The sequence below is a fragment of the Simiduia litorea genome (assembly GCF_042853465.1).
Classification (GTDB): domain Bacteria; phylum Pseudomonadota; class Gammaproteobacteria; order Pseudomonadales; family Cellvibrionaceae; genus Simiduia; species Simiduia litorea.
Window position 1 is genome coordinate 705,318 of sequence record NZ_AP031497.1, and the last position, 23,343, is coordinate 728,660.

Below are 23,343 nucleotides of genomic sequence, written 5' to 3' on the forward strand. Positions count from 1 at the left end.
GAAAGTTTGCTCGCCATCAATGCAATGGCGAGCGGCGCGAATCAATAAAATGCTTGAATGCCGGTTTGCGCACGGCCAAGAATTAACGCATGCACATCCTGCGTACCTTCGTAGGTGTTAACGACTTCAAGGTTAACCATGTGGCGCATCACGCTGTACTCGTCGGAAATACCATTGCCGCCGTGCATATCGCGCGCTTCGCGTGCAATTTCCAATGCTTTCACACAAGAGTTGCGTTTCAGTAATGAAATAAGCTCGGGCGCGAGTTGGCCGGCGTCTTTTAATTGCGCAGCACGCAAACAACCTTGTAGGGCTAGGCTGATATCGGTCTGCATGATCGCCAGTTTCTTTTGAATCAGCTGGTTGGCCGCCAGTGGACGGTTAAATTGCTTGCGTTCCAGCGTGTATTCTCTGGCCGAATGCCAGCAAGCTTCGGCGGCGCCAAGCGCACCCCAAGAAATGCCTAAACGCGCACTGTTTAAACAGCCGAAAGGGCCTTTCAGGCCAGTAACGTTGGGTAGTAAATTTTCGTCGGGAACGAATACATCTTCCATCACGATTTCACCAGTTACCGACGCGCGTAGGGCAAGTTTGCCTTCAATTTTCGGCGCGCTTAAACCTTTCATACCCTTGTCGAGAATGAAACCGCGAATAATACCTTCGTCATCTTTGGCCCACACCACGAAAACGTCGGCAATGGGGGAGTTGGTGATCCACATTTTTGCGCCGCTTAGTTTATAGCCGCCGGCCGTTTTACGCGCGCGTGTGATCATGCTGCCAGGGTCAGAGCCGTGGTCGGGTTCGGTCAAGCCAAAGCAACCGATCCATTCGCCAGAGGCGAGTTTGGGTAAGTATTTTTCTTTTTGCTGTTCCGAGCCGTAGGCATAAATGGGGTACATAACCAAGCTTGATTGCACGCTCATCATAGAACGAAAGCCTGAATCGACGCGTTCGACTTCGCGCGCGATCAGCCCGTAACTCACATAACTCACGCCGGGGCAGCCATAGCCTTCGAGTGGTGAACCAAGCAGACCGAGTTCGCCCATTTCTCTGAAAATGGCAGGGTCTGTATATTCGTTGCGGAACGCGTCCCGCACCCGTGGCTGTAATTTTTCCTGCGCATATTGGCGCGCTGTATCCCGCACCATGCGCTCTTCTTCGCTAAGTTGCAGATCCATAAGAAAAGGATCTGTCCAATCGAAATGCTTTGACCAGTGATTTTGAGCGCTCATTTGGCAGGTTCCGTAGCTGAGGTTTATGGGAAATATCTGTGCAGATGAGTATAGCAACGAGAAAATCATACATAAAATATATAATTTGTATGATAATTATCTGAATATTAGATTTAAGGTGGTTCTGTGGATCTTAGACAGCTCAAGGTGTTCATTCAGGTGGTCGAAAGTGGCAGCTTTACCCGCGCCGCGGAAAAACTCCACATAGCGCAGTCTGCTATTAGTGTCTCGGTACAAAAATTAGAACATGAATTGGGGCTTACCTTGTTCGATCGAGCGGAGCGAAGGCCCCGGTTAACGGCAGAGGGCGAGGTGCTCTTTAGTCGTGCGCGTAAATTAGTTGAAGAGTTTCAGAAAACCCAACAAGAGATGCGTGAGTTGAGTGGCGGCGAGCGCGGTACTGTGCGCCTAGGTACATCGGCGATGTTGGGGTCCTATTATTTACCCGAGCAAGTAATCGCCTTCCGGCAACGCTACCCTCATATTAACTTTCAGGTTGTGGGCGAGGGCACGAGCCGCGCTCAAACTCAGCTCATTGCCGGCGAGATTGATATGGCAATGGTGAATCTGGTAAATCTTCCTGCTGAGCTGGAAGCCTTCCCGTTGGTGACTGAGTCTGTGGTGGCTTGTGTGGCGAGTTCACATCCGTTAGCTAAACAAAAAACGATTACCTTTGAGCAGTTTGCTCGCGAGCCGCTTGCACTCTATGGCGCCGGCTACTATTTGCGTGAATTGGTTGACCAACAGAGTAAGCTGGTGCAGGTAAAGCCTAATATTGTGCTGGAGACAAATATTCTTCGCTTGATGACAAGCCTGGTGATGGCAAAAGGCGCGGTTGGCTTTGTCTTGGAGCGGGTGGTTAAAGAAGAGGCAAAACTGAAAGCCATTGGATTTGATAAGCCATTAACACTTAGCTTGGGCATAGCATGGCGTAAAGATAGTTATCTTTCAGTGGCGAATAAGCGATTTGCTGATTTTTTGGTCGAGCAGATCCAGAGGGGGGACTAGCGAGAGTTAGGTCAGGCGCGAAGCACCTGACCTACATCAGGGCTTAAGCAGCCTTTGGCTTGCGACCGCGCTTAGCGCCGGCTTTCTTTGGAGCTTTAGCTTTTTTAGCTTTTGGCGCCTTAGCAGCTTTTGGTGCCTTAGGGGCTTTTGGAGCCTTAGGGGCTTTAGGCGCTTTTGCTTTCTTAGCTTTAGCAGTGGCTTTTTTGGCTTTTGCTTTTTCTTTAGCGGCAGCTTTTTTAGCAGCTGCTTTGGCTTTAGCTGCGGCTTTCTTAGCCTTAGCTTTTTCTTTAGCAGCAGCTTTCTTAGCAGCTACTTTGGCTTTGGCAGCAGCTTTCTTGGCTTTTGCTTTCTCTTTGGCTTTTTGAGCTTTGGCCTTAGCTTTGGCTTTGACAGCAGCGGCTTTAGCAGCAACTTTGGCTTTAGCGCCAGATTTCTTGGCTTTCGCTTTGGCTTTAGCAGCGGCTTTCTTCTCAGCAGCGGCTTTCTTCTTAGCGATAGCAGCTTGCTGCTTGGCATAGGCCTTGTCTAACTGTGCAGCAACTTTGTTGTCTGCTTTGATGGCCTTAAGCGCAGCTTTAGCATCAGCAACAGCGGCTTTAGCAGCAGCAGCGGCATCTTTAGCAGCGGCGGCAGAAGCGGCGGCTTTGGCTACAGCTTTAACAGTAGCGGCAGATTTCTTCTTCTTTTTGGCAGCAGCCAAAGCGGTTGCTGCTTTTTTGGCATCGGCAGATGCTTTAGAGGCAGCTTTAGTCAAAGTGGCGATTTCTTTAGAAGCATCGGCTTCTTGTTTAACGCGCGCTTTGCTCAATTCGGCCTGAACTTTGGCCAGTTGTTGTTGCAGTTCTGCAACGGGGTTAGCAGCTTTGGTTTTACGTGCAGCCATGGTGTATTTCCTTGGTTGTTTTTGTTGAATAGATGCCAGCTGTTAGCTAAAAAATATTAGGCGTGTATAAGTTAAGCAATTGTGGTGAAAATTCAAGCAAATTACAAAAAAAATCTGACGAAAAACGATTTTTTTTGCATAAAAATCAAAAAAAAATCCAAATTAGGGGGGTTCTGAGTGTCGGCCCGTAATTATTTTCGTTTTTTTGTAAAAATGAGCTTTTTTTGCCGGCCACCGGGAGAGCAGAAAACTACCCCCCAAAAATTCATTTTTTAGCGGGTAAGCGTTGTGAGTTAATGCACAGTTTTGACCCGTTTGTAGGTTTTCAATTGGGCCTTGTGAAGGTCTTTTTTTGGGCGTTTGGGTTCGTCCTGATTTTGTCTTACGGCGAATTATAATTAATTCTCAATAAATGGTTTTGCTGTCGTTGCGGGACTGGAATTTTTACAATCGGGCGTTGCCTCCGTCTGCGCACTGTATATAATTACAGTTATTGAAAGGGTTCTCATGCAGCGAAAAATTATTCACATTGATGCAGATTGTTTTTATGCGGCCGTAGAGGTTCGCGATAACCCCGCTTTACAAAATAAGGCTGTGGCCGTGGGCGGCGATCCTCGTCGGCGGGGTGTTATTTCTACCTGCAATTATGCGGCGCGCGCTTTTGGGGTGCACTCAGCTATGGCAACGAAAACTGCGTTGCGGCTTTGCCCTCATCTCACCTTGTTACCACACAGATTTGATGCTTATCGAAATGCTTCTCAGCGGATGCGGCAGGTATTTGCAAAATTTACAGATCTGATTGAGCCATTGTCTCTCGACGAGGCTTTTCTCGATGTTAGCCAGTGTGATCATTATCAAGGTAGTGCAACGAGAATTGCCCAAGCTATTCGCGCCGAGATTCAGCGTGAAGTTGGTATCACGGTCTCTGCCGGCGTAGCGCCGAATAAATTTTTAGCTAAGGTGGCCAGTGATTGGCATAAGCCCGATGGTCTGTTCGTTATTCGACCGGACCAAGTCGATCAGTTTGTTGCCCAGTTACCCGTCAAACGAATTTTTGGTGTGGGTAAGGTAACGGCGGCGAGAATGTTGAACCTTGGCATTGAAACCTGCGCCGACCTGCAGAATTGGAATGCGGTGGAATTAACCGCCCAATTCGGCAGCTTTGGCTCGCGCCTTTATCAGTTGGCTCGCGGTATCGATCATCGATTGGTAAGCCCTGATCGAGTGAGGAAGTCGCTAAGTGTCGAAAATACTTACGCTGCTGACTTGAAAAGTTTTCATCAGTGTTGTGTCCAATTACCTCCTTTAGTGGAAGATCTTTTCGCCCGCTTAGCCAAGTTAGACAGAGCTTATGTTCCGTCCAAGTGCTTGGTTAAGGTGAAATTCGCGGATTTTACCAGTACTACGCTAGAGCGGAGCGGTCTGCCTCCGAATCTAGAAACCTACACAAGCCTGTTAAAAGAAGCGCTTGAGCGTAAATCTCTGCCCGTTCGCTTGTTGGGTGTTGGGGTAAGGTTTAGCGACGCAGATTTAGAATTGGCTCACCAATTAGATTTGTTCGACAGCGATATGTAGCCGCGCCAACTTGGCTGGATTTCGTCTGCCGCTTCATGCTTCTATATATAGGTACCACATTCGACCCGTGGTTTGTTCGCTTAACCTAGGAAGCTCTTGATGTCCTACTACGCATTTCAAGATCACAGCAAGTTATTATCTATGGGGCTACACAAACTCGATGTGGCCGATTGGTTAATCGAAGACCATCTGATTAGCGAGCAAGTTGCCTTAAAGCGAGCGCTGTATGACGCTGATGCAAAGCGTGTCTATCAGGCTTTGCCTGAATCCGTTCCGGCGCAGCGCGAAATGGCACAAGAGCTATCGCTCTATTTAGTCAATAAATACCCGAACCTCTACCGTCCCTCAAAAAGTGGCCTCTATTGCACGTTCAACGACACAGAACTCGATTGCTTGGAGGATGAAAACACGCTATTGCGTGCATCTTGGGCAGTGCAGGAAGATCTTTGTCTGCTCGAAAGCCCAAATGGCGAAGAGTATTTTCTTACGGCGACAAGTTTGTGTGCGCCTAGCTATTGGCGTTTGCTGGAAAAGATAGGTAAAAATCTCGACGTAATCCATGCGCCAATTCCTGGCTATCAGGATGCGCTTGGCGCTAACGTCAATCGATTCTTTCAAAAACTGAAAATAGGCGCACCGGTATGGCGAGGTAATTGGTCGGTGGTGACCAATGCGAGACTCTACCAGCCGGGTGACAGTGAAGCTATCGCAGTAACAGAGCCTGAAAATATTGCCAGATGCTGTTACTTGCGCGGCGAGCGACAGACCTTGCGCAGGTTGCCTGAGTCAAATGCAATTGCATTTACTATTCGCGTATCGATAGAGCCAATTGCTGTGATAGCGTCTGATTTACCCGTGTTGCAATCCTTGTATTCGGCATTAAAAAGTATGTCGGCAGAGGAAAAGGCGTATAAATCTCTCCATCATCTAGAGCCAGCATTATCTACTTGGTTATTGCAACGGATAAATTCACTCTGAATTTCTGAAATCTGCGGCTTTTCTGCTTTGTCAATCTAGTGCTTTTTTTAACGATCTCTATAATTTCCGTCTTTGTCAGTTAGCTATTTAACCGAGGTATTTGCGTGATCGTTTTTTCCGCCACACACAACCCCACTGGACGGGCATTTGTGGGCAGCTGCCGTATCGAATTGGATTTTCATTGGGCGCTCTTAGAGGCTCAGGCCGAAGAAGGGGTAGAGGGGGCATTTTTCGACCTGATTCGGGCCGATGGTGGCCGTGCCTTTTCCGTCGCCGAATACGGAGAGGCGGAGTCAGCTAAGGAACTGGCCGAGTTAAGTCGCGATGCCATCGATGATTTAGATGCGGAGCCAATCAAGTTGGTTGCTCGTCAGCCGGCTAGGCTTGCACAAGCGCCTGCCAAGGCTAAAGACGACGAACTCTTGCATATCGATCAAGAAGCAGATGCCGAAGATGACGTGGATGGCTGGATCAGCGATAGACGTGAGGCCACGGCTAAGCGCACAGCTTCATTGACGGTTGCGGTGCCAAAGGTCACCGCGCCCAGTGCGGAAGAGTCGGCCAAGAAAGGCCCTTTGCGGGAGTCCAAAAGCACCACCGAAGCCGCGGCAATGAAGGCTGTGATGGCCGGCATTGAGGCGCGCCGATTATCGCAACGCAAGAGCCCGCCAAAGAAACCTGCCAAGCGTGGGCCCAGTGCTCGTGCGGCGCAGGCTGCAGCAGCGGCACCCAAACAAGAAAGTGCGGCCGCGCGCGAGCGCCGGATTAAGGCGGCTTTGGCTGAGCAGAAAACCCAACGCGAAGAAGCCAAGGCCTTAAGCATTAAGGCGCAAGCCGATGAGATGGCGGCCATTTTAAATCGCTTAGATGAGCGCGGTAAGGTTGCAGACAGCATCCGTCGGCGCCGTTAAGTGGCTGTTCCAGCCTTAAGCTGCAGCGGCGGTCGGTCGAAGCTAATGTTGGCTAATCCGGTTTTGAGACATTGACGAATGTTCGCGTGGTCGGTTCCCGCAGGGTTCTGCACTACGTCGATACGGTAAAAGTCGCCAAAACAGGCCAGACAGGCCTGATCTGAGAGTTTTAGGTGCTTTGCCAGGGCAAATATTTTACACGAGCCCTCGTTTTGCCCCGCCTCGCTGCGTTGGCCAGCGTTGGTAAAGCCGCTTGGTAGGTAGGTAAAGTGTTGCTCGATGAGCGACATAACCTCTGAAAATTGAATATCTGCTGGCGATGCATGCAGTTTGTCTAAAAAATCGGCTAGGTTCACGTGAATCTCTTATTTTTTGGGTTGGGATCGGATTTTAAAGCTAAATACGTCCTTTTAGTGACTCACGAGGGTGCTTTGGGGCACAATAAGGGCTTGCTTGAGGTGGGGTTAAATGGGTATCGTACCCGCCCATCAGGCCTGTGGGTCATCAGGGTGGAGAGTCTGGTGAGTCAAATAGGGCAAGTTTAGGTGGTTATCGGGCTTACAGCGGTTCGCTGGGTCAGAATATCGTGGTAAATACGCACAGGCACGAACCTGTGAGCTGAGGAGAATAAATAGTGAGTCGTAGAAAAAAGCACGGCGAAGCAGAAGATAATTCAGAAATCGATTTGACGCCCATGCTCGATGTGGTCTTCATTATGTTGATTTTCTTCATCGTAACTGCATCGTTCGTAAAAGAGTCGGTTATCGATACCATGATCCCGCCACCGAACGAACAGCAAAATCCCCCCGATGAGGACAACCCATCCATCGTGGTGACTATTCGCAGTAATGACGACATCTGGATGGAAGACCGTCGTATTGATGTTCGCGCCGTTCGCGCCAACATTGAGCGCATGCACGCCGAGCATCCAAAAGCGGCCGTTGTTGTTCGCGCCCACATCAAGTCGAGCGCGAAAAGCTATGTGGCTATTGCCGATGCGGCACGCGAAGCCAAGGTGTACAACATCGCACTGGTGCCTTACGACGAAAAAATCTAAGGTCGTGCGACATAAAAAAACCCGCTTCGGCGGGTTTTTTTATGTCTATGGTTTTGATTAGAGGTCGAGTATTAAGCCCCAAGCATTGTGTGGCTCAGGCACGTCCCAATCTGTGTAAGTAGTTTCTGGCACGCGTTCGCAGAGCTGTTCCGCCATGGCGCGAAAGGGCGGTCGACCTGGATCGGATAGCACGATTCGCCCCACATCCGCAGCTAGGGCACGCTCGATAAGTTGCGCGAGTGGTTGTTGCAATTCATCCCAAAAACAAATATCTGCACCTATCACGGCATCAAAGCCGCTGAGATCTGCCTCGCTGACGTCTTCAAAGCGCCCGCAGAAGGTGTTGACCGCGACTTTATTGAGTTCGGCGTGCAATTCTAAAAATGGAAATACACTTTCGTCTGCATCGAGGGCAACGGCATCGGCGGCAAAATGCTTGGCGCAAAAAATACTGCCTAACCCCCAGCCGCAGCCTAGTTCGAGTATTCTGCTGTTTTTTTCTAGGGGGAATTCTTGCAGATAGTCCATCAATACGTAGCTAGATTTCCAAAGCTTATTGCCGTGTAACGGCGCAATCCCCTGCGTTTTGCGCAGGCGACGAATATCTTTGTGTTGGCTGCTGAGAATATGTAAGCCGAAGGCTTCAGTGCTATTTGAGGTTGGCATAACAGCGATTCTAGGTAGGAGTTGGCGGAGTTTATCAGGATTAAAAAGCTAAGGGCATTAGGTCGGAATAAAGATGCGCCACCGCTCGGGCGGCGCGCTGATTTAACCCTGCATATCTTCCAGCTCAATACCGCGGGTTTCGCGTACGAATTTCAGCACAAAAAATACCGAAATGAGTGCACAGACGGCGTAGAAACCGTATGCGCCTGCAAGCCCGATACTGGTCAGGAAGAAGGGGAAGGTCATGGTGATGGCGAAGTTCGAGCCCCATTGAAATAACCCTGCAACGGCAAGACCTGAGCCGCGAATTTGATTGGGAAACATTTCGCCGAGCATGACCCACATCACCGGCCCCCAAGAAGCGTTAAAGAAAAATACATAGGTGTTTGCCGCGATTAACGCCACTAGACCTTGTTGATCATTGAGTTGCAGTTGGCCTTGGCTATCGAGATCGCCAGTGACAAAACATAGTGTGAGAATGGCCAAGGTCATCGCCATGCCCAAAGAGCCAATCCAAAGTAGAGGTTTGCGACCAATCCTGTCGATGATCAAAATGGTCAACAGGCAGGCGCCGATACTAACCGCGCCACTAATGATATTAATGAGCAGGGCGTCGCTTTCGGAAAAGCCGACTGACTGCCACAGCACCGCACCGTAATAAAACACCACGTTAATACCGACTAATTGCTGAAAGGTGGCAAGGCCAATGCCCACCCAAACAATCGGTCTTACTTTGCCAGTCAACTTATCGAGTAAATCGCTGAAGCGGGGTTGGTGATCCGTTGCTAGCGACGCTTCAATGTTGGCGATTTTCTGTTGAGCTTGTTCACTTCCGTAGAGGCGCGTGAGCACGGCTAATGCTTGGGCCTTGCGCCCGCGGCTAACTAAAAAGCGTGGGCTCTCAGGTATTAAGAGCAAGGTCAGGAAAAAGAGCAGGGCGGGCGCAAGCTCTATCCAGAACATCCAGCGCCAAGCCTCAAAGCCTAACCATAAGTTAACCGCTGCCGAGCCTGCAGACTTCGCCAGTAGATAGTTGCTAACAAAGGCGCAAAACAAACCAGAGATAATCGCAATTTGTTGTACTGTTGTCATGCGGCCTCGGTAGCGCGCTTCCGATACTTCGCTGATATAGGCCGGCGCCATGACGCTGGCGGCACCCACTGCGATACCGCCAATGATACGATAGATAACAAATTCCAATGAGCTGGCGGCAATGCCTGAGCCCCAAGCCGAGATGATAAAAAACAGCGACGATACAATAAGCAGTGTGCGCCTGCCGTAAATGTCCGCCAGGCGGCCTGCGAAAAAGGCACCCACAGCGCAACCTAAAAGCATAGAGGCCACATTAAAACCGGTGCCCACACTATCTGAATTAAAGGCGGCCTGTAATCCATCGACGGTGCCGTTAATCACGCCGCTGTCAAAGCCGAATAAAAATCCGCCAATTGTGGCGATACAGCTAATGAGGATAATAAAACCTGTATTGCCTGATGGAGGGTGAGGTTGGGTGGTCATAGGCTGTCCTGTGAGGTCGAGATTATTATTGTTACCATACGGTCTGGTTTTTGCGCAGCATAACACTATTTTTAAGTAACTTATTTAAGGAGCTTATTAGCGCTAGCCTAGGTTGAATCTGTCGCCGGTTAGTGTGGGGTAATAGGCGCAATGCCGAATTGCATACGCCTTAGATTTATTCGTCGTTGGCCGCTAGGGGAGCTTGGCATTGCCAGCAGCGCTGAAAATTACTTGGGCAGGTGTTGCCGCAAACCGTGCACTGAATATCGGCTTGTTCTGGCTCGCCAGTGGGCGAAAATAGGGCGACAATAGCCTTAGCTTTGTCTAGTTTAGATTCGTCCACTAACCATAGCTCTGGCCAGCAGTCCCAGACCGGAAGCTCGCCCAGTGCGCCACTGGCAAACTCGTTGCGCACCTGCGTTTCTAGCCCTGCAAAGTCAAACTGATTTCGAATCAGCTGTAGCTCAAATAGGGTATTCGCGGTGAAAACTTTTATCATGGAGTGTTTTCCTAAAAACGACAGTCGAAATTCTACATTTAGACAACGAAAGCGATTGTATCGCTTAAATCATCGAGCACAGGCATTCATTATAAATATAGCCGATGTCGGATGTTTGCTATTAACTAAGTGGTTGGTGACTCCATTTTGTATTTAGTCATTTTAACCTTTGGAAAAATTTTGGCGCCATTTTCCGCGTCACCCTGTAACGTTCTGCCTTTTGAATACGTATTCATTTTCACTTTACTTGAATTGCTAGCCCCATTGCGATGATTATTTGTCGGGTCGAAAATGTCAAATTGGTGTTTTCGGCAGCAGAGTCACAGTCTGGCTTGCGTGTATTCCTCAGAAGCTTGTATCCCCTGAGTGCCATTGCTGGTGCTTTTCTTAATGTGTTAACACCCCGTGTTAACACGTCGTTTGAAAGCTGATGTCCAGTAACCGAATTTTGGTTACGCGCTGATTGTCGGTAAGAAATCGAAGCCTTAATAAAAATAAATGAGGCAAAGGTAATGAAAAAAATACATTTTACTGTGCTGGCTATCGCCTGCGCGGGGGTAAGCAGTGTTGCACAGGCGGATTGGTTTTTTCGAGGCACGTCTAATGCGTGGGTCGCGACGGCCATGGCGGCAGAATCCGCCACTGAGTTTTCAATCTGCCAGACGTTTGCATCGGGTGATGCGGGCGGTGGAGCTCGATTTAAAATTGACCGAACCGGAAATTGGACGGAAAGCTATCCTGCAAGCGATTTTAACGTGGCAAGTGGTAGCAAGCTAAAAATCCACTTTAATAGCCAAACTAAAGCCATTACTACTAGCCCTGTGGCGAGCTGTAGCGGAGCGGGTTTCGATAAGGTTTTTACCGCACTCAATGCCCGTGGCACGTTTAATGGCTGGGCCTCAGCGCCCATGACTTTAATTGCTAACAATCAATGGCAGCTAGATGTTCATTTAAATGGCCAGTCGCAACAGCGGTTGAAATTTGATGTGTTAGGGGATTGGTCAACTAACTATGGCGATACCAATAGCGATGGCGTGTTAGAAAAATCCGGCGCTGATATTTATATCGCCGGTGTCGGAGATCATCGCTTAACGGTGAATGACCAAACCTTAGCGTATAGCGTGCAAGCCTTAGGCTCGTCGAATCAAATACCTATTGCGGTCATAAGTCCGACATCACCTATTAATCTGTCTGTCGGTGATAGCCTCCTACTCGACGCATCTAATTCAGTTGATAGTGATGGCTATATCGCGAGCTTTGTGTGGAGTGATGGCAGTAATGCCGAAACCACCAGTTTTAGCGCAGTGAGCCCGGGCACCTTTACCATGGGGTTAACGGTGACGGACGACCTTGGCGCCGAAGCCAGCGCGTCGGCGATCATTCACGTGCAAGGTGTGAGCGCGGATCAATGGTATTTTCGCGGCACACCGACGAATTGGTCTGCATTGAGTATGGACACTAGCGACGGCACACTGTTTTGTACCCAGCAACGTTTTGGCGATAATAACCCGCGTTTTAAAATTGACCATTTTGGCGATTGGACCGAAAGTTATCCGGCACAAGATTATACCCTTGCCGCTAATCAGACCTTTGATATTTGTTTTAACGCCACGACAAAAGTTATCGACGTGCAACCGGTAGTTGGTGCCGACACCGAGGCACCCACCGTAACGGCGAACCCAGGCGCGGGTAGCTACAACTCATCGCAAGCCATTAGTTTACATGTTGCCGATAATCAGGACCAAGCGCCGATGGTCTATTACACTTTGGATGGCGGCACACCGACAACGTCTTCAGCCCGCTATAATGGCGAGAGCATTCTAGCCAGCGATGTCAATGGCGATATTGATTTAGCGCTGAAAACCTTGGCGCTAGACGCATCGGGCAATCAAAAAATACAAGTGTTTAATTACCGTATTGGCGAGCAGCCGTCGGCAGGTGATTTTAGAAGCGAAACTATCTATTTCTTGATGACGGCGCGTTTTTACGATGGCGATGAAAGTAATAATTATTATAACCGCGATAGGTATAAAGCCGGTGATCCCCATTGGCGTGGTGATTTTAAAGGTCTAATTTCAAAGTTAGATTACATTAAAGATCTCGGCTTTACCGCAATCTGGGTAACGCCACCGGTGGAGAATCGTTCGGGATTAGATTATCACGGTTATCACGCCTACGACTTTTATAAAGTAGATCCGCGGCTAGAGTCGCCCGGTGCAGATTACAAGGCCTTTATTGACGCAGCGCATGCGAAGGGCATTAAGGTGATTCAAGATGTTGTGGTTAATCACTCGGGGCAATACGGTTTGCGCAATCACGTCTGGATTGATCACTTGCCCATCAAATATTTTGTTCCGGCTGGTTCGTCGCAAGGGTTAATTGATAACGGTCCTTACCAAGGTAACTTGGGCGATTACGTCAGCGTTAATCGCTGTGATGACGACAACGTCAAAGCGCCCGACTGGTATCGTGCACGCTGTAATTCAGATCCCGACGGCGTCACGCCTTTAGTCGATCCAAAGACAGGTGTGACAGTGCCGCTGGCGGGTTATAACGCCAATCGCTTCTTTGGCATAGATGCACAAGCACTCGATCCTGCGTGGTATCACTTAGACGGCTTTATGGCTGGCGGTGATTGGGAGAACCCCGGGGCACTACAGAAAAAACATTTGGCAGGCGATACCATTGATTTGGCGACAGAAAATCAAAACGTAAAAGATTACGTGAATAACGCTGTTCATCAATACTTGGATATGGGGGTTGATGCTATTCGCATTGATACCTTGAAACATATCGAGCGCGATGAGATGTTGAGTTATGTGCACGATTGGCAGGCTTATAAACCTGGCTTGTTTGTGTTCGGCGAAAACCTTGTAAAGGGTACCGGCTTCGGTTCGGAAATCGCCAATGATAATGCCTCTGCGGTTATTCGGCCTTGGTGGTATACCCGCACAACACAAGACCCATCCAATCCAAATGCGGGCGGGGATTCTGGCCTATCGGTATTGGACTTTTCACTTTTCTCCACTTTCCGCGATAACGTTACCCGCGGTCACTTTGGCGGTGTGGGTGGCATTTTTGCGATGGATTGGATTTATGGCGATGCTACAAAGCTGGTGACTTTTTTCCAAAATCACGATGTCGGCCCGGATAATGATTTTAAGTTTCGCTTTGGTGGCGAGCAGGGGAATGCTGCATTGGTTTACAACTTGTTGTGGACAGCGCGCGGCATTCCTACGCTTTATTATGGTGAGGAAATTATGTTTAAAGCGGGCTTGCCTCAGGATATTGCCAACGCTAACGACACCTTAGATCAAACGGGGCGAGCGTATTTTGGCCCGCACTTGGATGATGTCGCGACGACCCAAAGTCACCCCCTGTACCAGCACATTAAACGCTTGAATCAAATTCGCAAAGCGATACCCGCGCTGCAAAAAGCGCCCATGAGCCACGTCAATGAATGGGGTGCAGGGATGAGTTTTGTGCGCGATCTCGCGAGTGAGGGTAGTTATGCAGTAATTGGCTTGGCGGCCACGAGCACGCAGAGTGTTACTGTTTCCGGCATTAAGAATGGCACCTATCGCGATGCCGTCACTGGTGCGTCTATGACGGTAAGCAATGGCAGTACGAGTTTTACTGTGCCGGCTTATAACGCTCGCATTTGGGTGCTTAATGGCGCTGGCAAGGTAGGCGTCAGCGGTACCTATTTGAACTGATCTGCTCTGTTATTTGGCCAGCCCGGAGCATCGGGTTGGCCAGCCTTGCCCCTCCCCCGACCGCCAAATTAGCCTGCTTGGTTGCTTCCAAATTGGCCTACATTGAGACAGAATCAACGTCTCGCTCAACCCATCCGTTGATTGTTGAGTCACAATTCGTGCAGGGATAATTACATGAAACACATAGTGCTAGTAGTACAAGGACTGATGTTAATAGCCTTATTGGGTTGCAGTTCGTTTGTGAATGAGGGCAGTAATCGCAATGCGGTCTCCAGTAGTTTGGTGGATTATCTCTACCCAAATAAGGATGATCGCAATGAAGTAAAGCCGGATTTACCCTTGCTGCAGCTACCGGTGAAAGTCGGTTTAGCGTTTGTGCCGTCATCTGGTTATAGCCCAAGGCAGCAGCTTTCTATCGCCCAGGAGATGGCGTTATTGGAAAAGGTAAAAACCTCCTTTAGTGCCTATGATTACATCGATCGTATCGACTTGATTCCCAGTACCTATTTACGCAATGGTCGAGGTTTCGATGCGCTCGAGCAGTTAGCGCGTTTACATGATGTGGATGTGATGGCCTTAGTTTCTTATGACCAAGTGATGCAAACTATCGATAATAATGCCTCGTTACTTTACTGGACTATTGTTGGCCTGTATGTCATTCCGGCGAGCGACAATTCCATTCAAACCTTTGTTGATACCGCGGTCTTTGATGTTAAATCTCGAAAAATGTTGTTTCGCGCCCCCGGTGTTAATCGCATTGATCAGCGCTCTACGGCCATAGGTGTGGCAGATACCATGACCGAGAATAGTTTTAAAGGTTTTGATACCGCCGTTCAGGATATGGTGGTTAATTTAGATGCTGAGCTGGGTCGGTTTAAAGACCGGGTTAAAAACGAAAAAATAGCCAAGGTGGAACATCGCGCGGGTTATTCTGGTTCTGGCGGCGCGATTGATTTTATATTTTTAGGGTTAATGTTGTGTGCCTGTTTAGTGCAGCTATGTCAACGCCAATGGCGCCAGCCACGGCACAGGGCATAAAGTAAAATACTGGTGGCGACCGCGGCTAAATGCACATCGGTTGCCGCAGGTAGGTCTGATGTGGATAAGGGGTATAAGGACATATAGCTGGCGCTGCACTGCAGCGCCAGCGCCACTAAAACAAACCTACTTAGTTGTTTTTGTTCGGCGTAATGCCTCAGTGCGGCAAAGAGGAATAAACCGTACAAAATCGATGAGAAGCCAAGATAGAAATCTAAGCGGTAGCCGTAATATAGGTAGATGTTGGTGCCGGTTATTAACCCAGATACTAACAGCGTCAAGGCGAGCGCGCTAAAGCGGCGGCCATAAAGTAGTGCGAACACAACAAGACCCGTTGCGTTCAAAGCCCAGTGCTGAAGCGATGTATGACAGAAATGCCCAATGAGCCATTGCAGGCTTAGTTGATCCCGCGCGGGAAAAATGCTGCACGCTAGGAAAGGTTGGTGTTGATTCGGTATAAAAGCGACTAGCAGGGCTGCCAATACTAGCAGTGGCAACCCCGCATGCTGGGTTAAGCGTGCAAGTGTTAGTTGTTGACTTTGCATTGCACGTAGAATGTATTCCAGTTAGAGCCACCGTCTACATTGTTGTAAATTTCTGCTTTGGAAAATATACCTGAACGATGGTGAATGCTGTAACCCAGGTAGCAGTGTTTTGCCGAGGGCGCTCTGAACAGGTCGCCTATATTCACGTCCCAGCTATAGTCTAGGTATTGTAAAAGGCGCGAGTCGTTGATGTTGTCCTCCATCACACTGGCCGATTCTTCAAACGACACCTTGTCGCCATAAGAAAACCCGTAGCCAAAGCCCACCCGGGTTTCAATAATGTGCGACCAGGGGAACTCACTGAAGTAACCCTTTAAGGCGAACACATATTCGTTAAAGTCACTTTGGAGATTTTTTTCGAAGTGGCGAACGAGGCCGCCGGTGATGTGCATTTGAATCGGCAAATCGAAGGTGCGCTCGGTGATTTTCTTGCTTAAAAAGGCGCTGACTAAGGCCGTTTTCTCAGTGTCGACAGCCATATTATTGAGGTAAATCATCTCAATAAAATTACCATCTTTAATGTAGCCGCCAGCGAGCCGCCATTCCCAATCTCCTTTTAGCCAGGGGCTTTCGCCTGCTTTGGCCACGGCTTGTGCGGCTCGGTTATTGATGAATTCATAGCGGTAGCTAAGGCGCAATTCCGAGCGCCCACTGGCGTCGGTAATGGGGCTTTGCTCGACGCTGGTGTCGTAAAACGTGTGGCTTAAGCCGGCGCCAAAAAGGTGCGGGCCACCTAGACGGTACCAGCTGTCCACGCCAAGTCGATAATTGATCGCACTATCGGCGCGGTAGGCTGGCCTGTCGGGGTTGGCTTCGTCATTTTCGACGCCGAAAAAGTAGTTGTTTACCTCGGCGCTGTCGTAATCCACGGCCACGAAGGGCTCGAGCTTCCAGCTATCCGCGTGCCAATCTCCGCGCCACTCTACGGTGGAGGACCAGCCTTGGTGTCGATTCAGCGTGTCGTGACTGGCGGCAACGCTAAGCTCGCCTAGCTCACTTTCGAACACCAATTTGGCACCAGCCTCTAGTGTGCCCAAGCGGCGCATGCCTGCCAGTGCATCTGAATTTTTTTCGCTGTAGCTACCAAAGCGATAGCGGCTGAAGGCGTTGAGGTAAAAACCGTCGTGCTTTTCGCTGCGCCAGCCCGCCTGTGTGCCGTCGATATACCACTGTTCGCCCTGATAATTAATTTCTGGAATGAAATCGTTGCGCAGGCCTTCATCCTGATAGGGCGAGCTGAAGCTTCGGGTGGTCATTCCCATAGACCAAACACCGGTGCTCGGCTCTGCATTGGACGAGGATGGCGTGGCGAAGGTGTGGGTTGAGGCAGTTACGATACCGATACAGAGGGCTGTCAGAGGCAGTGTGGCTTTCATGGCCGAAAGAGATCCTTGGCAAGCTAGTAAAGGCGCGCATGATACCAGAACTGGTGCGCCGAGGTGCGCGCTTTAGAGGGCGTGTTTGGCGAGTGCTTCCTTGAGCGTATTTAAGCTCAATGGTTTGGTCAGTACATCATCCATGCCGGCTTCGCGGTAGCCATCCAGTTGGGATTGATAGGCATTGGCTGTGAGTGCCAGTATCGGTGTGCGCGTCGTCTGCTGCTGGGCCTCAATCTCTCGAATGCATTTGAGTGCACCAACGCCGTCCAGCACCGGCATTTCACAATCCATCAATACCAGGTCGAAGGCGCGGTTGGTGTTGATAAATTGGCTGACGGCGTCTTCGCCATCGCAGGCCAAGGTGCAGCGGTGGCCGAGTTTGGCGAGCATCGCTGACACCACGGTTCTGTTAACCGAGTTGTCGTCGACGGCAAGAATATTCAGCGGCCGAATACCCCTGTGTGGATCAACGTGTTTGGCTTTGCTTGGGTCTAGGTTTAAGCAATCCAGCAATAGCGGTTTCAGCAGCGCGCCAAAGGGCGGGCGATCTTTAAAGCCTTGGCTAACCTCGCCGTGGCTATTGACCCATTCGTTACTTTGGCCAACATCGTAAAGTTGCAGTACTTTATGGCCGGCCTGTTTGCACTCTGCTGCCAAGGTATCGCTTTTGTGGTGATCGATGAGGTCTATAACGGTAATTGTCGGCTCTGATTTGCTAGGGCTGGTGGAAAGGTTGGGGTTCGATGGATCAAGCTGATCGGTTTTCAGCCGCCAAAATTGGCAGTATCGTTGGTAGTCTTGCGCGCGCTTTGGGTCTTCAATGCAAAGTTTGATCAGAGGCTTGGGCTCGGGGAAGTCGATATCTTGTTCGCGCGCGGCAAGCTCGGCGGGGATATCGACGGTAAATTCGCTGCCTTGCTCTGGGGTGCTTTTAACGTGCAACTCGCCCTGCATTTGCAGGCAGAGCTCGCGGCTAATGGTCAGGCCGAGGCCAGAGCCGCCGAAACGGCGGTTGATGCTGGCGTCGGCCTGAGCAAAAGGTGTAAACAGTTGGTCGATGGCTTCTGGCGTCATGCCTATACCCGTGTCGACGCAGCTAAAGCACAGGCGCCCGTCGTGCCAGCGAATCGCCAGTTCTACGCTGCCCGCTTTGGTGAATTTAAGTGCGTTGCCAACGAGGTTAACCAGAATTTGATTGAGTCGAACCGAGTCACCCATGAATTGATCGGGAATATCTGGCGCTATGTCGATATGCCAGGTCAGTTGTTTTTCCGCTGCTTTATGGACGAAAAGATAATACAAATTGCTCAGCAGCCCGCGCAGTGAATAAGGGATATGTTCGAGTGACATTTTTCCCGCTTCGATGCGCGAATAATCTAACAGATCATTAATGAGAATCAGTAGGGACTGCCCTGAACTGTGAATCGCTTGGTTGTAGCGCGTCTGCTGTTCGGTGAGTGGGGTTGCGCCCAGAAGCTCACTCATACCTAGCACGCCGTTCATGGGGGTGCGTATTTCGTGGCTCATTTTCGCTAAAAAGCCGGATCGGCTGTGCGAGTCGACTTCCACCTCAATGGCGTTGCGTACGATGGCGGCTACACCGAGGGCAACGATGACACTGGCGAAGATGACGATAAACAGGGTCGCTATATAATAATTGCCGGCTGTGTCGTGCAAGGCATCTGCCTCTAAGGCAATATCTCGCTCCAGCCGCTCGGTAAAGTCTTGCAGTTGGCTTGCAGGCTGCCGATCGACCCCTCTGAGTACACTATCGACGGCTTTGTAATCGAAATTCGTTTGCAAAAAAATTTCATAGCCTTGTCGATAACGCTTCGCGAGTTCTTGGTGTGAGCGCTGGAAGCGCTTTAGCGCTTTCAGCGTTGCGGGGTTTAATTCACTGCGCTCTAAGTCGTCTAATGCTTGGATTACTTCAGCCTCGGCGCGAATGAAGTTTTGCCAGTACATGTCGCGCAGACCAGGCACGTGGCCGCGCAAGAGGGTGTTTTTCCACTCTTGAACTTGTGCCCTAAATAGCCCATCGACGTGGTTTAGTTGGTTTAAGTTGGCTATTCGAGTGTCAACTAAGGTGGAGTAGCGCTCCGTTATCCCGTGTAAGGCAACCTGTGCGCCCAGCGCCGTAACGAGTAACAAGGCACCGCCCAATAAAATGGTCAGTGTGGCCTGATGGCGAGATGGGTGAAATAGTTTCATGGGCTTTTAGTGTGATCGACACTTCTTGAGTATAGTAAGGTCTAGGTAATGCGCTGGGTCGATTGGCGCACGTTTATGAATAAATAAGAGACTTGGATATGCGTACTTGGATTGAGCAAGCAATTGCCATTATTAATGCTGATTTTCAGCGCTCGGCCGATACGCATTTAATTAAGCTAGCGTTGCCGGCATCGCCGCACATCACACTCTATTTAAAGGATGAATCCACCCATCCCACGGGCAGCCTAAAGCACCGATTGGCGCGTTCATTATTTTTGTACGGCCTATGTAACGGCTGGATTCACAGCGATACCACCATCATTGAGGCATCGAGCGGTTCTACAGCGGTGTCTGAAGCCTATTTTGCCCAATTGCTGGGGCTCCCGTTTGTGGCCGTGATTCCAAAAAACACCTCGCCGGAGAAAATTGAGAAAATCGCCTTTTACGGTGGCCAGTGCCATTTGGTAGAGCCTTCACAGCTCTATGACGAATCACGGCGTTTGGCGGATGCGTTAAATGGCCATTTTATGGATCAGTTTACCTATGCCGAGCGCGCCACCGATTGGCGTGGTAATAACAATATTGCCGAGTCTATTTTCTCGCAGATGGCCCATGAGCCCTGTCCAGTGCCCCATTGGGTCGTGGTGGGCGCAGGTACAGGTGGTACATCGGCCACCATTGGCCGTTTCATCCGCTACCAGCGCCACCCAACGCGCCTGTGTGTAGCCGATCCAGAAAATTCGGTATTTTACGATTACTTCCACAGCCGCGATGCCAGTCTCGTGAACTCGGTTTCATCGCGTATTGAAGGCATTGGTCGGCCCCGTGTAGAGGCTTCTTTCGTCGCGTCCATTGTCGATGACATGGTGCAGGTACCGGACGCCGCGTCAGTGGCAACCGTGCGATTTTTGGAGCGGCACCTAGGTCGCAAGTGCGGCGGTTCGACCGGCACCAATGTTTATGCCGCTTTTCAGCTGATGGCGGAGATGCAGTTGCGGGGCGAATCGGGTAGCGTGGTGAGCCTAATTTGCGACGCGGGCGAGCGCTACCTGCCCACCTATTACAATGATGCCTGGGTGGCGGGGCAAGGGCTCGACTTACAACCCCATCTCGATCGGTTAGAGCATTTTTATGAGACAGGGCTCTGGCAGGTTTAATGGCGCGCCTATTTTGGAGCGTTACGCGTAGATCAGGCATAGGCGTATTCGCCGCCTCGGGTGAGTGCGCGCTGGTACGCCGGCCTTGCGTGGCAGCGCTCAACAAAGGCGCTTATGGCCGGAAAGCGCTCGTCGATTAAACCGGATTTCACCCCAGCTTCGAGCGGGAAGCTCATCTGAATGTCGGCGCCGGAGATACGCTCATGGGTAAACCACTGTCGCTGCTTTAAATGATTTTCGATAAAAGCCAAATTTTTCCCAATCGTTGGCTGTACATATTGAGCCAGTACTTTCGAGCTAATAGAGCGGGCGATGGGCTTGGCAAAGAAAGGCATGGGCGCTGTACTGACGCCCTTCATGACTAAGCGCATCACCAGAGGTGGCATGACGGAACCCTCGCTAAAGTGCAGCCAGAAAATGTAATCCCAATAGTCGGCTTGGCTAGGGCTTTTTTGCCATTGGCTATCGCCGTAATTCTGAATCAGGTATTCGATAATCGCGCCGCTCTCTGCCAGTACCACCTGATTGCTGTTGTCGACGATCACTGGGCTTTTTCCCAGCGGGTGAATGGCGCGTAGGCTGGCTGGTGCGAGTTGAGTTTTGCGGTCGCGTTGGTGTTGTACTATCTCATAGTCAACCGCAAGCTCCTCCAGCAGCCAAATAATACGCTGGGATCGTGAGTTATTGAGGTGGTGTAAGGTAATCATGCTTGACCCTAAAATAGACAATGGTAGACATTACGTTGTTAATACAGGTTTGGATCATTGTTATCCATTTTTATTGAGTAACGCTTGGCGCTAAGGGGCAGGGGTATGCATACAAAAGCCAGCTTGGCGCGTGATATCGCTAATTGCCAACTGTGCGCCGGTCTATTGCCAGACCCGCCCAAACCCATCTTGCAGCTCGGCTTTGGCGCTCCAATCTTAATTGCCGGCCAAGCGCCTGGGCGTTTAACCCGCGTTAAGGGCCTGGCCTTTGACGATGCCTCGGGCGATAGGTTGCGCGCTTGGCTGGGGGTGACGCGCGCGCAGTTTTACAATCCCGCGTTGTTTAGCATCCTACCCATGGGCTTTTGTTATCCGGGCGCCGGTCAAAGTGGCGACTTAGCGCCTAGACCTGAGTGTGCCGCGCACTGGCGCCGCCAAGTATTGGCGCAACACGAAAGCCTAGCGTTAACGCTCATCATCGGCCAATATGCCCAGCAATGGCATTTGCATACGCAGGCTAATCTCACCGATACGGTGAAAAACTGGCGCGCATTTTGGCCTACATCTTTACCTTTACCACACCCGAGCCCTCGCAATAACCGCTGGTTAAAAGCCAATCCGTGGTTTAGTCAGCAGGTACTTCCACCGCTACAGGCGAGGGTCAAGCAGCTACTCGGCAAACAGCTAAGTGGTGGCTGACAGGTGTTTTCGCGTGTTGGTGATTTTCAGCCTGCCTATAGGCGTAAAATCAGGCCTGCCAAGCAATCTATTCCCTGTTGCTAAGGGCTTTGATTGTGCTTCAGCTTCGAGCTACAGTGCTGCCTTTATCAAGGAGCATAACCATGGAGTTACAGTTAGATCTTGAGCGCACCGATCCCAAGTACGCAGGTTTCTGGATTCGGTTTGTCGCCTTTGTGATCGATTCAGTGGTGTTCGGCATCGGTTTGGCCGTGCCGTTTTATTTCCTTTTCGACAATCCCTTAGTTGGCTTTGACTACAGCGCGCCAGTGGATCAGCAAATGCTGGTGTTAACGGCCTTCGTTCAGCAATCGGTGGCTAAGGGGGGCGTTTATTTGGCTATCTATATTTTTTGTTGGATGAAGTTTCTCGGCACACCGGGAAAGCTTGTGTTAAATACCCAAATCGTCGACGCAAAAACTTTTGCGCCCTTGAGCTTTGGCCAATCATTGATTCGATACCTCGGTTATTTTGTCTCTATTTTTACCTGTTTCTTAGGTTTTATCTGGGTTGGAATTGATGCCAAAAAGCGTGGTTTTCACGATTTAATGGCGGGCTCGGTGGTAATTTACAAACCCGATGCGCGCTAGCGAGCTGAAGCCCGGGCACTACGCAGTCCCGTGGTATGCCGTATAATCGCCGTCAATGTTAATAGGTTAAATAAAAGGAAGCTTTGAGAACCATGATTAAACATCTGATTTATCTGTTGTGTCTCTGCACGCTCGTGGCGGCATGTACCACTAGCCCTACGGGTCGCCGTCAATTAATGCTGATATCGCCGGAGTCCGCCATCGTTGAATCGAAAAAGGCTTACTTAGGCACAGTGGCTGAACTGGATCAGCAGAAGAAACTGGTAACCGACCCCAAAGTTGTCAAGCGGGTGCAGAATGTCACTGGGCGCTTGGTGACAGAGGCCGTGGCTATGTACCCCAACAGCGCTGATTGGGAGTGGAGTGTGGCCATTATCGACGATCCAGAGACTATCAATGCGTGGTGCATGGCGGGTGGTCGCATGGCCATTTATACCGGCATTATTAATAAGCTCGATTTGTCGGATGATGAAATGGCTCAGATCATGGGCCACGAAATATCCCATGCATTGGCCAATCACACGGCCGAGCGTATGTCCCGTGCGATGGCAATTAACTTAGGTGTGGTTGCCGCCGGTGTTGCTGCAGATAACCATGCCGTGGCGTTAACAGGGGCTGCGTTGGCGGCGAAGTTGGCGCTTGAACTGCCCAATAGCCGTACCGCGGAATCTGAGGCCGATCGCATCGGCACCGAGCTGGCAACCCGCGCCGGTTATAAACCAGAAGCGGCGGCAAGCTTGTGGCGTAAAATGGGCGAGCAAAGTGGTGGCGCTGGCGGCCCAGAGTTTCTCAGTACTCACCCTGCACCGGGCAATCGCGAGAAGACACTGACTGGGCTTGTACCAGAGATGAAAGCCTTAAACCCGAGTGGCAAAAAAGCCGCAGTTTATCCGATTACGATTGTGCAGTAGTGACGTTATCTTTTCGAATACCATAAA

At 50.2% G+C, this 23,343-nt stretch carries 21 protein-coding genes; 11 read left to right on the top strand and 10 right to left on the bottom strand.

Annotated features, from left to right (window positions below):
* Window positions 1-41: 41 nt before the first annotated feature.
* On the bottom strand, window positions 42-1,232 hold the full coding sequence (locus tag ACGHTT_RS03155) for an acyl-CoA dehydrogenase (RefSeq protein ID WP_390593444.1): 1,191 nt from the start codon (window positions 1,230-1,232) through the stop codon (window positions 42-44).
* A gap of 126 nt (window positions 1,233-1,358) precedes the next feature.
* Between ACGHTT_RS03155 and ACGHTT_RS03160 the strand changes: the two genes are divergently transcribed.
* Window positions 1,359-2,240 carry a LysR family transcriptional regulator gene (locus ACGHTT_RS03160; protein WP_390593445.1) on the top strand — a complete coding sequence of 294 codons (882 nt, stop codon included), beginning with the start codon at window positions 1,359-1,361 and terminating at the stop codon, window positions 2,238-2,240.
* Between the two features lie 43 nt (window positions 2,241-2,283).
* On the opposite strand, the gene ACGHTT_RS03165 is transcribed toward ACGHTT_RS03160, so the two are convergent.
* Window positions 2,284-3,123, bottom strand: a complete 840-nt coding sequence (locus ACGHTT_RS03165) for a hypothetical protein (RefSeq protein WP_390593446.1) — start codon at window positions 3,121-3,123, stop codon at window positions 2,284-2,286.
* A gap of 507 nt (window positions 3,124-3,630) precedes the next feature.
* Between ACGHTT_RS03165 and dinB the strand changes: the two genes are divergently transcribed.
* The 3 genes from dinB to ACGHTT_RS03180 all read left to right on the top strand — a co-directional run bounded on the left by dinB (window position 3,631) and on the right by ACGHTT_RS03180 (window position 6,587).
* Entirely contained in the window at window positions 3,631-4,698 is a 1,068-nt protein-coding gene (gene dinB, locus ACGHTT_RS03170; protein WP_390593447.1) for a DNA polymerase IV, read from the top strand.
* A gap of 99 nt (window positions 4,699-4,797) precedes the next feature.
* Window positions 4,798-5,676, top strand: coding sequence for a DUF3445 domain-containing protein (locus ACGHTT_RS03175; RefSeq protein WP_390593448.1), 879 nt, complete (start codon window positions 4,798-4,800; stop codon window positions 5,674-5,676).
* Window positions 5,677-5,780: 104 nt separating this feature from the next.
* Entirely contained in the window at window positions 5,781-6,587 is an 807-nt protein-coding gene (locus ACGHTT_RS03180; RefSeq protein ID WP_390593449.1) for a hypothetical protein, read from the top strand.
* Here ACGHTT_RS03180 and ACGHTT_RS03185 read toward each other — a convergent pair.
* Window positions 6,584-6,943, bottom strand: coding sequence for a HopJ type III effector protein (locus ACGHTT_RS03185; RefSeq protein WP_390593450.1), 360 nt, complete (start codon window positions 6,941-6,943; stop codon window positions 6,584-6,586). The two genes, ACGHTT_RS03180 and ACGHTT_RS03185, sit on opposite strands and share 4 nt — an antisense overlap.
* 278 nt (window positions 6,944-7,221) lie before the next feature.
* Here ACGHTT_RS03185 and ACGHTT_RS03190 point away from each other — a divergent pair, with 278 nt between their 5' ends.
* On the top strand, window positions 7,222-7,644 hold the full coding sequence (locus tag ACGHTT_RS03190; protein WP_390593451.1) for an ExbD/TolR family protein: 423 nt from the start codon (window positions 7,222-7,224) through the stop codon (window positions 7,642-7,644).
* A 57-nt stretch (window positions 7,645-7,701) separates the two neighbouring features.
* Here ACGHTT_RS03190 and ACGHTT_RS03195 read toward each other — a convergent pair whose 3' ends face one another.
* From ACGHTT_RS03195 to ACGHTT_RS03205, 3 genes are all read right to left on the bottom strand, one after another.
* On the bottom strand, window positions 7,702-8,310 hold the full coding sequence (locus ACGHTT_RS03195) for a class I SAM-dependent methyltransferase (protein WP_390593452.1): 609 nt from the start codon (window positions 8,308-8,310) through the stop codon (window positions 7,702-7,704).
* 102 nt (window positions 8,311-8,412) lie between these two features.
* Window positions 8,413-9,825: a sugar porter family MFS transporter gene (locus ACGHTT_RS03200; protein WP_390593454.1), complete on the bottom strand. Its 1,413-nt coding sequence runs from the start codon at window positions 9,823-9,825 to the stop codon at window positions 8,413-8,415.
* Between the two features lie 175 nt (window positions 9,826-10,000).
* Window positions 10,001-10,324: a DUF2007 domain-containing protein gene (locus tag ACGHTT_RS03205; RefSeq protein WP_390593455.1), complete on the bottom strand. Its 324-nt coding sequence runs from the start codon at window positions 10,322-10,324 to the stop codon at window positions 10,001-10,003.
* Between the two features lie 512 nt (window positions 10,325-10,836).
* Here ACGHTT_RS03205 and ACGHTT_RS03210 point away from each other — a divergent pair.
* The gene (locus ACGHTT_RS03210) at window positions 10,837-14,040 is read left to right on the top strand and encodes an alpha-amylase family glycosyl hydrolase (protein ID WP_390593456.1); all 3,204 of its coding nucleotides are present in this window, start codon (window positions 10,837-10,839) and stop codon (window positions 14,038-14,040) included.
* A gap of 174 nt (window positions 14,041-14,214) precedes the next feature.
* Window positions 14,215-15,078, top strand: coding sequence for a rhombotarget lipoprotein (gene rhlP, locus ACGHTT_RS03215; protein ID WP_390593457.1), 864 nt, complete (start codon window positions 14,215-14,217; stop codon window positions 15,076-15,078).
* Here the strand turns inward: rhlP and ACGHTT_RS03220 are convergent.
* From ACGHTT_RS03220 to ACGHTT_RS03230, 3 genes are all read right to left on the bottom strand, one after another.
* On the bottom strand, window positions 15,042-15,623 hold the full coding sequence (locus ACGHTT_RS03220; protein ID WP_390593459.1) for a rhomboid family intramembrane serine protease: 582 nt from the start codon (window positions 15,621-15,623) through the stop codon (window positions 15,042-15,044). The genes rhlP and ACGHTT_RS03220 overlap by 37 nt on opposite strands.
* On the bottom strand, window positions 15,605-16,999 hold the full coding sequence (locus tag ACGHTT_RS03225; protein WP_390593460.1) for a MipA/OmpV family protein: 1,395 nt from the start codon (window positions 16,997-16,999) through the stop codon (window positions 15,605-15,607). Before ACGHTT_RS03225 ends, ACGHTT_RS03220 begins: the two co-directional genes overlap by 19 nt.
* A 72-nt stretch (window positions 17,000-17,071) precedes the next feature.
* Window positions 17,072-19,213 (bottom strand): ATP-binding protein, encoded by a 2,142-nt coding sequence (locus tag ACGHTT_RS03230; RefSeq protein WP_390593462.1) that lies wholly within the window; start codon window positions 19,211-19,213, stop codon window positions 17,072-17,074.
* A 98-nt stretch (window positions 19,214-19,311) separates the two neighbouring features.
* Here ACGHTT_RS03230 and ACGHTT_RS03235 point away from each other — a divergent pair, with 98 nt between their 5' ends.
* Entirely contained in the window at window positions 19,312-20,370 is a 1,059-nt protein-coding gene (locus tag ACGHTT_RS03235) for a PLP-dependent cysteine synthase family protein (RefSeq protein WP_390593463.1), read from the top strand.
* A 32-nt stretch (window positions 20,371-20,402) separates the two neighbouring features.
* On the opposite strand, the gene ACGHTT_RS03240 is transcribed toward ACGHTT_RS03235, so the two are convergent.
* Window positions 20,403-21,077, bottom strand: coding sequence for a glutathione S-transferase (locus tag ACGHTT_RS03240; protein ID WP_390593464.1), 675 nt, complete (start codon window positions 21,075-21,077; stop codon window positions 20,403-20,405).
* Between the two features lie 105 nt (window positions 21,078-21,182).
* Here ACGHTT_RS03240 and ACGHTT_RS03245 point away from each other — a divergent pair, with 105 nt between their 5' ends.
* The 3 genes from ACGHTT_RS03245 to ACGHTT_RS03255 all read left to right on the top strand — a co-directional run bounded on the left by ACGHTT_RS03245 (window position 21,183) and on the right by ACGHTT_RS03255 (window position 23,316).
* The gene (locus ACGHTT_RS03245) at window positions 21,183-21,776 is read left to right on the top strand and encodes a uracil-DNA glycosylase family protein (RefSeq protein ID WP_390593465.1); all 594 of its coding nucleotides are present in this window, start codon (window positions 21,183-21,185) and stop codon (window positions 21,774-21,776) included.
* Window positions 21,777-21,919: 143 nt separating this feature from the next.
* Entirely contained in the window at window positions 21,920-22,405 is a 486-nt protein-coding gene (locus ACGHTT_RS03250; protein WP_390593466.1) for an RDD family protein, read from the top strand.
* 92 nt (window positions 22,406-22,497) lie between these two features.
* Entirely contained in the window at window positions 22,498-23,316 is an 819-nt protein-coding gene (locus tag ACGHTT_RS03255; RefSeq protein WP_390593467.1) for a M48 family metallopeptidase, read from the top strand.
* Window positions 23,317-23,343 lie beyond the last annotated feature (27 nt).

Coding starts and splice junctions, on each gene's coding strand:
- ACGHTT_RS03155 (WP_390593444.1), bottom strand. CDS start 1,232: ATGAGCGCTCAAAATCACTGGTCAAAGCATTTCGATTGGACAGATCCT.
- ACGHTT_RS03175 (WP_390593448.1), top strand. CDS start 4,798: ATGTCCTACTACGCATTTCAAGATCACAGCAAGTTATTATCTATGGGG.
- ACGHTT_RS03210 (WP_390593456.1), top strand. CDS start 10,837: ATGAAAAAAATACATTTTACTGTGCTGGCTATCGCCTGCGCGGGGGTA.
- ACGHTT_RS03240 (WP_390593464.1), bottom strand. CDS start 21,077: ATGATTACCTTACACCACCTCAATAACTCACGATCCCAGCGTATTATT.
- ACGHTT_RS03230 (WP_390593462.1), bottom strand. CDS start 19,213: ATGAAACTATTTCACCCATCTCGCCATCAGGCCACACTGACCATTTTA.
- ACGHTT_RS03165 (WP_390593446.1), bottom strand. CDS start 3,123: ATGGCTGCACGTAAAACCAAAGCTGCTAACCCCGTTGCAGAACTGCAA.
- ACGHTT_RS03195 (WP_390593452.1), bottom strand. CDS start 8,310: ATGCCAACCTCAAATAGCACTGAAGCCTTCGGCTTACATATTCTCAGC.
- ACGHTT_RS03235 (WP_390593463.1), top strand. CDS start 19,312: ATGCGTACTTGGATTGAGCAAGCAATTGCCATTATTAATGCTGATTTT.
- ACGHTT_RS03205 (WP_390593455.1), bottom strand. CDS start 10,324: ATGATAAAAGTTTTCACCGCGAATACCCTATTTGAGCTACAGCTGATT.
- ACGHTT_RS03220 (WP_390593459.1), bottom strand. CDS start 15,623: ATGCAAAGTCAACAACTAACACTTGCACGCTTAACCCAGCATGCGGGG.
- ACGHTT_RS03200 (WP_390593454.1), bottom strand. CDS start 9,825: ATGACCACCCAACCTCACCCTCCATCAGGCAATACAGGTTTTATTATC.
- ACGHTT_RS03255 (WP_390593467.1), top strand. CDS start 22,498: ATGATTAAACATCTGATTTATCTGTTGTGTCTCTGCACGCTCGTGGCG.
- rhlP (WP_390593457.1), top strand. CDS start 14,215: ATGAAACACATAGTGCTAGTAGTACAAGGACTGATGTTAATAGCCTTA.
- dinB (WP_390593447.1), top strand. CDS start 3,631: ATGCAGCGAAAAATTATTCACATTGATGCAGATTGTTTTTATGCGGCC.
- ACGHTT_RS03225 (WP_390593460.1), bottom strand. CDS start 16,999: ATGAAAGCCACACTGCCTCTGACAGCCCTCTGTATCGGTATCGTAACT.
- ACGHTT_RS03245 (WP_390593465.1), top strand. CDS start 21,183: ATGCATACAAAAGCCAGCTTGGCGCGTGATATCGCTAATTGCCAACTG.
- ACGHTT_RS03250 (WP_390593466.1), top strand. CDS start 21,920: ATGGAGTTACAGTTAGATCTTGAGCGCACCGATCCCAAGTACGCAGGT.